The organism is Actinospica durhamensis (genome assembly GCF_018139695.1).
Classification (GTDB): Bacteria; Actinomycetota; Actinomycetes; order Streptomycetales; family Catenulisporaceae; genus Actinospica; species Actinospica durhamensis.
This window is the reverse complement of record NZ_JAGSOG010000469.1, coordinates 1-3,164: the sequence shown is the minus strand read 5'-3', so window position 1 is coordinate 3,164 and position 3,164 is coordinate 1. Positions and strand designations below refer to the sequence as shown.

General features: G+C 75.9%; 1 protein-coding gene. It reads right to left on the bottom strand.

The window, feature by feature from the left end; genetic code table 11:
• Positions 1 to 3,164 (bottom strand): NACHT domain-containing protein (locus KDL01_RS39985; protein WP_212533939.1); only part of this gene is annotated, 3,164 nt, incomplete at both ends.

The window sequence follows — 3,164 nt, the reverse complement described above, 5'->3', positions numbered from 1 at the left end:
GGGCGAGCGAGTCGAGTTCCCAGCTGGTGGTGCGGCCTTCGTGGGCGACGGCGGCGAGGTGGGCGGTGGCGAGGACTTCGGCGAGGTTCTCGGGGCCGTGGCGCATGAGCGACTGGCCGGTGGTGTCGAGGATGACGGCGACGCTGTAGAGGTGGTCGTCGAGGTTCAGGGACGCGCACAGCAGGGTGACGAGCGCCTCCTGGATGGTGGAGTACCACACGAAGCCGCCGCCGGCGGGCAGTCCCTCGTGTTCGAGCCGGCGGATCGCCTGGAGCATCGCGAGGTACGCCTCGCTGATGTCGTCCCAGGTCGCGTCGTACTCGGTCCAGTAGTAGGAGGTGAGCATCGCGCCGAGGTTGAAGGTCGGCACCTCGTCGCCGAGCAGGAGTCTGGCACGCTCCAGGCGCCAGGCCAGGCGGGTGGCGGCGGCCTCGGGCAAGGCGGTGTGGACCGCGGCGAGGGAGTCGGCGGCGGTGCGGGTGCCGAGGGCGATCAGTCCGGCGGCCGCGTCGCCGCGCAGGGCGGGGTCCGCGGCGGGGTCGAGGGCGAGTACGCGCAGCCGTTCGGCGATGATCTCCGGGCTCTCGCCCGCGTTGAGCCAGTCGAGCAGGCGTGCGGTGAGCGGGGAGTCGACGGTGATGTGCGCGGGCCACAGCACCGTGAGGTCCTTGCCGGAGCCGAGGCCGGTGGTGGGTCCGGACAGGGCGGGGGTGACGACGGTGTCGAGGTAGACGGCGGCGGCGTGGGCGGTGGCGTGCGGGGTGTCGGTGACGTCGAGGACGGATTTGAGGCGCGTGCGTTCGGCGTCCCAGCGCCACCAGTCGAGGAACACGGTTCCCCCGTACAGGCACAGGATCAGCCGCACGAGCGCCACCGGGCCGGTGGCCAGGCGGGCGAGCAGCGCCTCGTCGAGGCCGGCGCGCATGGGCACCAGCGGCGCCGGGATCGGGGCGCGGCTGGGCAGTGCGATGCCCGCGACGCTGCCGGGGACGAGGTCCACCCAGGTGAGCCGGTCGCGGGTCTCCTGGTCGAATCCCGCGAGCACCTCCGCGGCGCTCTGGTTCGCGCCGGGTTCGACGCCGCGCAGGGACGCGTCCGCCAGGACGCACATCGCCTGCAGGGCGCGTACGACGGCCCAGCCGTACCGGGCCCCGTCGCGCAACTGGGCGCGCATCAGTGCTTCCACGACGCGCGGGTCGTGCAGGCGCAGGGCCTGGGCGACGCGTGCGGCCGCGGCCAGGCGCCACTGGGTCCCGTGCTCCACGGCGTGCGCGACGGCGCGGCTGGCCAGGTCCGCCGCGCGCTCGGTGCCGGCGCCGTCCTCCCCCGCGCCGGCCAGCAGCGGCGCGGCGAGCAGGGGCAGCAGCAGCCGGGCGGCGGTGGCCTGGTCGTCTCCCCGGGTCAGGCGCTGGGTCTCGAGTTCGAGAACGGCTTCGACCGCCGCCTCCAGGTGGGCCGGGCGTACCCCGCTCAGCTCGATCAGGCCCGCGGCCAGCAGGCCGATCGCGTGTTCGCCGCCGGGCCCGGTCAGCAGCGAGGTCAGTGCCGCGTCGAACCGCGGGCCGTCCGCGCGGCTGAGGTAGCCCAGGCCGAGCCGGATCGGCTCGACCCAGCGCGGGTCGCCCAGGTGCGGTTCGATCCGCGCCGCGGTCTGCGCCGGGTCCCCGGCCCGCACCAGCCACCGCCCGGCGAGGTACTCCTCGAGCGTGAGGTGCAGGAATCCGTAGAGCTGCTGGCCGCGGTCCGCGAGCAGCCCCAGTTCCCTGACGTACCGCAGCGCCTGCGCCGGGCCGGTGTCCGCGGTGCGCTGCGCGTCCTGGAGCGCGAGCGCCTCGCCCGCGCGGGCCTCGAGCACCGCCGGCGCGAGGATGCCGGTCGGGGAGGTGCGGTGGATGAGGTAGCCCAGGGCGGCGTGCAGGTCCAGCAGCAGCTCCCCCGCCACCCCGGGGAAGCGTGCCTCGCCGCGCGCCACCGCGTCGCCGATCATGAATTCGTACAGGTCGCCGCGCGCGACGGGGTGGGACTGCGGGCCGCGCCGGGCCCACGCGCCGGAGGCGACCGCCGAGACGAGCGAGACCAGCAGGTACGGGTTCGCCGCCAGGCCCGCCAGCGCGCGGGCGTTCTCGTCTCCGCCGGGCCCGAGCAGCCGGTCGAGCAGGTCGCGGGCCGCGGCCGCGGCGACCGGCCCGCGCCCGGTGGCCCGGGTGTGGTGCGCCAGCCAGAACCTGCCGGTCGCGAGGGTCTCCTCGGCGCTGATGCGCTCCAGCACGACCTGCCGGACCGCTTCCGCCATGGGGGTCGCGTGGTAGCCGATGAGGCGGCTGGTGACGAAGATCTGGTTGCCGCGTACCCGCCCGGGTTCGTCGAAACGCTGCCCTTCGGCCGCGACCAGCGCGTTGAGCCGCTCGACGAGGCGGGCGCGCTCCTCGAACGTGGCGACTTCGTCGAGCCCGTCGACGATCAGCAGGAGCCGGCCCTGGGCCGCCGCGTGCCGGGCGAGGTCCGCCAGCGCAGCCACGGGGATGCGGTCGCCGCTGACCGGGTCGGCCGGCGCGGCCGGGCGGCTCGGCGCGCTCCATCCCACCGCCACCGCCGTGCGCGCGAGCGCGTGCACGCCCTGCGGGGCCGATGCGAGCGCGGGCACCAGGTCCGCGGCCCGGCACAGCACCGGCAGCCGCCATACCGAGGCGTCGCGCGCGAGCCCGCGTTGGGCGTGCTCGAGGGCGAACCGGCGCACCAGGGTCGTCTTGCCGCTTCCCGGGTCGCCCAGGATGACGCACCGCCAGGTCCGCGCCACCAGCTCGGCCGCCGGCTCGCTCTCCTCCCCCGCCGGCGCGCTCGGATCCACCCGGTCCGGGTGCGCCGCCGGGCCCACGTACGTCGGCAGCGGCCGCCCGGCCAGCGCCTCGACCCGTGCCTGCGCGGAGACTTCGGCGGAAGTCTCGGCGATGTGGGAGTGGAGGTAGTCGACCTCCTGGTTGCGCCCGTAGCGGGTGGAGCCGTCGGAGTGCACCGAACCGGTCCACGGCATCTGCGCCAGCGGCGCGTCCACCGGATACCCCGCGATCAGGGCCCGCGCGTCACGGTGTGTGGCCACGACCCACCGCAGGTAGGCGTCCAGCACGACCGCCTGGTCGCCCGCGCTCGGCGCGCCGTCCCCACCC